At 63.0% G+C, this 5,603-nt stretch carries 9 protein-coding genes and 1 riboswitch; of the genes, 4 read left to right on the forward strand and 5 right to left on the reverse strand.

What is annotated here, in order from left to right; genetic code table 11:
- Positions 1 to 202 precede the first annotated feature (202 nt).
- Genes cobO through EOA86_RS19640 form a run of 4 tightly spaced genes read right to left on the reverse strand, consistent with a single transcriptional unit; the run spans position 203 to position 2,307 of the window.
- Entirely contained in the window at positions 203 to 820 is a 618-nt protein-coding gene (gene cobO / locus EOA86_RS19625) for a cob(I)yrinic acid a,c-diamide adenosyltransferase (RefSeq protein ID WP_128343165.1), read from the reverse strand.
- Between the two features lies 1 nt (position 821).
- Entirely contained in the window at positions 822 to 1,343 is a 522-nt protein-coding gene (gene cobU, locus EOA86_RS19630; protein WP_127209874.1) for a bifunctional adenosylcobinamide kinase/adenosylcobinamide-phosphate guanylyltransferase, read from the reverse strand.
- Positions 1,336 to 2,112, reverse strand: coding sequence for a CbtA family protein (locus EOA86_RS19635; RefSeq protein ID WP_128343166.1), 777 nt, complete (start codon positions 2,110 to 2,112; stop codon positions 1,336 to 1,338). The genes cobU and EOA86_RS19635 overlap by 8 nt, the downstream gene beginning before the upstream one ends.
- 15 nt (positions 2,113 to 2,127) lie before the next feature.
- Positions 2,128 to 2,307 carry a CbtB domain-containing protein gene (locus tag EOA86_RS19640; protein WP_127209876.1) on the reverse strand — a complete coding sequence of 60 codons (180 nt, stop codon included), beginning with the start codon at positions 2,305 to 2,307 and terminating at the stop codon, positions 2,128 to 2,130.
- A gap of 36 nt (positions 2,308 to 2,343) precedes the next feature.
- A riboswitch (cobalamin riboswitch) is annotated at positions 2,344 to 2,553 on the reverse strand.
- A gap of 224 nt (positions 2,554 to 2,777) precedes the next feature.
- Between EOA86_RS19640 and EOA86_RS41255 the strand changes: the two genes are divergently transcribed.
- The 3 genes from EOA86_RS41255 to EOA86_RS41265 are packed head-to-tail and all read left to right on the forward strand — an operon-like array spanning position 2,778 to position 3,495.
- Positions 2,778 to 2,909: a hypothetical protein gene (locus tag EOA86_RS41255; RefSeq protein ID WP_281035675.1), complete on the forward strand. Its 132-nt coding sequence runs from the start codon at positions 2,778 to 2,780 to the stop codon at positions 2,907 to 2,909.
- A 45-nt stretch (positions 2,910 to 2,954) separates the two neighbouring features.
- Positions 2,955 to 3,164 (forward strand): SRPBCC family protein, encoded by a 210-nt coding sequence (locus EOA86_RS41260; protein ID WP_281035676.1) that lies wholly within the window; start codon positions 2,955 to 2,957, stop codon positions 3,162 to 3,164.
- A gap of 1 nt (position 3,165) precedes the next feature.
- Positions 3,166 to 3,495 (forward strand): SRPBCC family protein, encoded by a 330-nt coding sequence (locus EOA86_RS41265; RefSeq protein ID WP_281033735.1) that lies wholly within the window; start codon positions 3,166 to 3,168, stop codon positions 3,493 to 3,495.
- A gap of 80 nt (positions 3,496 to 3,575) precedes the next feature.
- On the opposite strand, the gene EOA86_RS19650 is transcribed toward EOA86_RS41265, so the two are convergent.
- On the reverse strand, positions 3,576 to 4,775 hold the full coding sequence (locus EOA86_RS19650; protein ID WP_127209877.1) for an MFS transporter: 1,200 nt from the start codon (positions 4,773 to 4,775) through the stop codon (positions 3,576 to 3,578).
- Positions 4,776 to 5,132: 357 nt separating this feature from the next.
- Between EOA86_RS19650 and EOA86_RS19655 the strand changes: the two genes are divergently transcribed.
- Positions 5,133 to 5,603: heparan-alpha-glucosaminide N-acetyltransferase domain-containing protein (locus EOA86_RS19655; RefSeq protein ID WP_128343168.1), on the forward strand; the 471-nt coding region annotated here is incomplete at its 3' end.

The following is a 5,603-nucleotide window of genomic DNA, read 5'->3' on the forward strand; positions in this document are numbered from 1 at the left end:
GTACATATAGAGGATGCACTTGCCGTCGCCAAACTCATCGCCATCAAACTCACCGACCGAAGCATTGCCGACGACTTGCTCTAGCCGATCTTCCAGCGCGAGAATGGAAGCGCGTTCTTTCGACGTTCCAAACTGCCCGTCATTCAGAAGAAGATAGACGATTACCGCTTGTTCCACAGACAGTTCTCCTGCTGCGAAGTGATCAGAACTCGATTCCTTGCTGTGCCTTCACGCCAGCGGAAAAGTGATGCTTGGTCACGCCCATCTCGGTGACAAGATCGGCGGCATCGACCAGCGCCGGCTTGGCGTTGCGGCCGGTGACGACGACATGCAGGTTTTCGCGGCGGCCTTTCAGCGCCGCCACCACTTTGTCGAGATCAAGATAATCGTAGCGCAGCGCGATGTTCAGCTCGTCGAGCACCAGAAGGCTGATCGACGGATCGGCCATCAGCTCGAGCGCCTTGGCCCAGGCCGCTTCGGCGGCGGCGATGTCGCGCTTCAGATCCTGCGTTTCCCAGGTGAAGCCCTCGCCCATTGTATGCCAGACGACCCGGTCGCCGAAGGCGGCAAAGGCGTCCTTCTCGCCGGTGTGCCATTTGCCCTTGATGAACTGGACGACGCCGACGCGCCTGCCGTAGCCGAGCGTCCTCAGCGCCAGCCCGAAGGCGGCAGTGGTCTTGCCCTTGCCGGGCCCGGTGTTGACGATCAGCAGCCCCTTCTCGACCGTCTTTGCCGCGACCTCGGCGTCCTGCACCGCTTTGCGCTTGGCCATCTTGGCGCGATGGCGCTCCTCGTCCTTGGGATCGATAGTATCAGCCATGTCACTTCACCTTGAGCGGCAGCCCCACCACCATCAGCAGCACCGTATCGGACACTGCCGCGACTTGCTGGTTGAGCCGGCCGGCGGCATCGCGAAACCGGCGAGCCAACGCATTGTCCGGCACGATGCCCTGGCCGACCTCGTTGGAAACCACGAACCACGGCCCGCGCGGTCGTGACAGCACATCCGCCAGCCCTCGGCATTCGGCCTCAACGTCATGTTCGGCCAGCATATGATTGGTCAGCCACAAAGTCAGGCAGTCGATCAGGACGGGCCGGCCGTCAGGCAGCGCCTCGATCGCGCCGACGAGATCGAGCGGCGCGTCGATGGTCGTCCAGCCCTCGCCGCGCCGCGACCGATGCAGCGCAATACGTTCGCGCATCTCGTCGTCATAGGCTTGCGCCGTGGCGATATAGGCCCACGGCGCCGGGCAGGCCGTCGCCAATTTTTCGGCATGCGCGCTCTTGCCGGAGCGTGCACCGCCGATGACCAGGGTCAGCGTCCCGGCAACGCGATCAGGCAAAGCTGTCGCGCAGGCCGGTCGCGGTGCCGGTCAAGCGGCCACGCACCACGCCGACGATGCCGCCGAGCACCAGCCAGAACACCAAATTGGTCAGCGTCACCGCCACCACGAACTGGTGATGCAGGCCTTCTGGGATCGGCGATTCGAAACTGTCGGGCTGCGGCGCGCCGACGATATGCGGCGCCACGATCAACGCTACGGCAATCAGCGCCAGTGGCAAGGACTTGCGGAAGGCAAGCAGGCCGAGACCCGCCGCGGTCGCCATCACGGTCGCCGTCCACCAGATCTGGCGCTGGGTGAGATCGGCCGCCGGCATCGCCGGCAATTCGGGCGGCAGGCCAAGGTTCGGAGCCAGCGTGAATACGGCAAAGCCGGCAAAGCCCCAGAACAGGCCCTGACGCCAATTGCCGATGCCGCCGGCGAACTCCGAAGCGGCGACCAAGATCAGCGCAAAGCCGATGCCGGTGACCACATTGGCAACGATATTGAAGGCGAAGCGCTCGAAGCCGTCGGCCGGCGTCCAGCCCTCCTCTTCCGGGGCGGCAGCTTCGGCCGGCGCTGGCGCCGCGCTGGTCATAGCATTCGTTTCCCCGGCGTTCGCAGCCGGCGCCGCGGCATGGTCATGCGTGTGACCACCGCCGGCCTGTTCGTAGACTTCCGCTTTCAGAATGAGCGGCACCGTGGCATAGGCCTGCATGCAGGCGAGAACGACGCCTGCCACAAGCCCTGCGATCGCCGCGATGAACACGACGTTGCGAAACAGTGTCATGATGTCAGCCCCTCGTCAGTGGCAGGGGAACGCCATCGAATGGCGATAGTCGTGAGCGGCATTGTGGACCGCCTCGATATGCGAGAAGCCGACAAAGCCCATCACGAAAATGCCGAGAAATGCAGCAAGCGCCAGCTGCACGAAGCGCGACTGCGAGGAGACGGAAGTGCCGAGCGAGACGGAAGCGGTATTCATGTCTTGTCCTTTCGCCCTCCACCCGAGGGCATAGAAGTCAGTTTTCCTGTCGCCGGCAGGTCTCCTGGCTCGCGGATCAACGCCCTTCCCCACCTTCCCGAAGAAACTCTTCAGTGGCATATGGAGAGGACTAACCGCACACAGTTGCGGGGGCAGCCACGGCATTGGGCCAACAATTCGCCCTCACCGCATTCCCTTTAGGGCGCCGTGCGTCCGAATGGACGCACAAGGACGCTCTAACACTTAGACTCTGCGCATGACCTTTCCGGAACCGATTCCGGTTTCGGGATCATGCGCGGCTCCAAACGGAACCGACGACAGCTGCGACTATAGGCAGAATCGTCGCGTCCGGCAAACCAAATTCCGCCAGCCACCAGCGCGAATGCGCCTCTCGGCAGGCCAGCCAGCCCGGCGCCGCGATTGACAGTGTTCGCGACCGGGTGTCGGCTGGCGTATCACAGGAGCCGGTCATGCAGCCCAGCCCGAGCGAGCACGATCCCTATAACGGTTTGACGCGACTTGAACCGTCGCTGCCGTCATCGGCCTACTGGGACATCGAGGCCTATCAGCGCGATCTCGACGCCATCTGGTATCGTAGCTAGCTGCTCGTCTGCCGAGAGGCCGACCTTGCGCCTGTGTCAGGCCATATGCTGCGCAAGGTCATGAACTGCAACTGGAAGATCTTCTGGGAGAATTTCAACGAGTGCCTGCATTGCCCAGGCGTCCACAAGGACCTGTCGCGGCTGGTGTCGATCTATGGCCGCGGCCTGATGGGTCGGGACGACGACCCCGAACGGACCCGTCACGCCGACAATGATGCGCCGGAGTTTCCGGTGGCCTGCGGGCCGGAGCCGTGACATGGTCGCGAGACGGGCGCGTCCACGGCCGGTCTTTCCCGACCTGACTTCAGCCGAGCGTTCCGCCGGGCAGACCTACGCCACCAACCTGCCGTCGATGTTCATCGTCGGCCATGTCGACTATGTCAGGACCGTGCGGCTGGTGCCGCTCGGCTCGGAGCAGTCCGAACTGACCGCCGAATGGCTTTTTTCGTCCGAAGCGCTCGCCGATCCAACGGCTAATATCGACAACATCGTCGCTTTCGGCAGGCAGGTGCTGGAGGAGGACGCTGATATCTGCGAGATTAACCAGAAAGGCCTGCGCTCGATGCGCCACAAGGCCGCATGCTGATGCCCGAGGAATATGAATTGAATCGCTTCCACAACTGGGTGCGCGAGCGGCATACAACGCTTTCACCAAAATTCTGACGATCAAAGCGACTTCGGCAGATACCGCCAGGTGACAAAACCGCAGCCCGCCGCCAGCAGGCCGAGCGTGGCGAACACCGAGCCCAGCCCGAAAAACGCCAGCACCACCGAATAGACCAACGGCGGTGTCAGCTCGGAAAAGTCGAGATAGGTGCGATAGACCGCCGCCATCTCAGCCCTTTCATAGAACCGCACCGAGCGCATGAAGGCGGTCGAGCCCAACGCGTCGAGAGCGATGGCGAAGAGCGCGCCGCACAGCAGCAAGGCGCCGGTAAGAAACGGCACGGATTCGCCGACGGCGCCTGCCGCCAGCAGCATGGCCGACAGGGCGAAATAGGCTGATGTCATGGTTCGCCGGCCGCCGAAACGCTGTCCCACTCTGCCCCAGAAGATGGCCGTGAACAACAGCGCATTGCCCGCTGAGACCAGCAGGCCGCCAGCGAGCTCGCCCTCGCCTGTGATCACCATGAACAAAGGCCCGTAGACGAAAAATGTCGTCCAGAAGCAGGAGCGGCCGAAGGCGATCAGCCAGGCCAGCCTGAGACGCGGCTGCGCGACGAAGCGGCCGATATTGGCGAGCGGATTGGCCGGCCGCGTCTTGCCAGGGCGGATCGACTGATCGTCGCCGAGCCGGTTGGTCCAGAACAGCGCCAGCAGGGCCATGGCGAAGATGGCGACCGCGCCATGCGCGGCATAGATGCCAAAACGCGTGTAGAGGAAGATGCCGAGTGTCGGCCCGCTTGTCCAGGCGAGCATCGACCACGCCATGCGCAGCGATTCGGCCTGCATGAAATCGGTCTTGCGGATGTGGTCCATAATGTAGAGGCTGAGCGTGATGGACAACGCGCTGGCGCCCATCACGCGGCAAAGCATGCCCACCAGCTGCCCAGCGAGCGTGTGCGTGACGAAGAACAGCGAGCCGACGGCAAGCAGGCAGGCACCTGATGTGTAGACCCAGCGTCGGGCAAAGCGCCGGATGAGCATCGGCATAAACAGCGTCACCGACAGGCCGAGCAGCGCCACGACGGTGTAGAGGATCGAGACGATCTGCTCGTTGCGGAGGATTTCGTAGGCCTGGATCGGGATGACGCTCGACACGGTGGCGCGCGCGAAGGATTCGACCGCATAGAGCGAGGCGAAGGTGCGCGCATCCGCTGGTCGCAAGGCCGGAAGCCCGATTGGATGGCGCACATGGGTAGCCATTGCTGTCCCCGAAGCAGAATCGCCCAAAGCAGGACGTGAGCGCCAAATCTGCCGTGGCCATCCCTGGGTCGGTAACAGGAAACCGACCCGTTCACGGCAAAAAGCGAACCGGCCAAAGGCTTTCCGGCGCTGGCCTACCGCATCGGCGCGAAATCGGAAGCGATTCTCGGAAAGCACGATGCGTGGATTCAAAAGCGTTAGAGCGTACTTTGTGCGTCCAAGTGGACGCACGTCGCTCTAATGCCGGCCTTGATGCGACGCCGGCGCGAACCGGAGCCGAGGCCGTGGTGACCGCCTTCTTTTGTCCGGGGCAATCGTGATAGTCGTCTTGCTCTGCTGAATCAGAATTGCGAGCCCATGAGCATCGACACGCTGACCGTATCCGTTCAGGATCAACCGAAGCCGAAGCGCATCATCGCCATCGACGTCGCCCGCGGCGTCGCTTTGCTTGCCATGGCGAGTTACCATTTCACCTGGGATCTCGAATTCTTCGGCTACACCGATCCCGGTCTGACCGCCTTCGGCTGGTGGAAATTCTACGCGCGCTGCATCGCTTCGACCTTCCTGTTCCTGGTCGGCGTCAGTCTGTTCCTCGCCCAGGGCAAACAGATCCGCTGGAACGGTTTCTGGAAACGCTTCGCCATGGTCGCTGGTGCGGCGCTCGCCATATCGGCTGCCACGAGGCTTGCCACGCCGGACAGTTTCATCTTCTTCGGTATCCTGCACGAGATCGCGCTGGCCAGCCTGCTCGGCCTGGCGTTTCTGCGGCTGCCGGCGCTGCTGACGCTTGTTGTCGCGGCTTTCGTCATCACCGCGCCGCTCTACCTC

The organism is Mesorhizobium sp. M5C.F.Ca.IN.020.32.2.1, from assembly GCF_004023105.1.
Classification (GTDB): domain Bacteria; phylum Pseudomonadota; class Alphaproteobacteria; order Rhizobiales; family Rhizobiaceae; genus Mesorhizobium; species Mesorhizobium wenxiniae.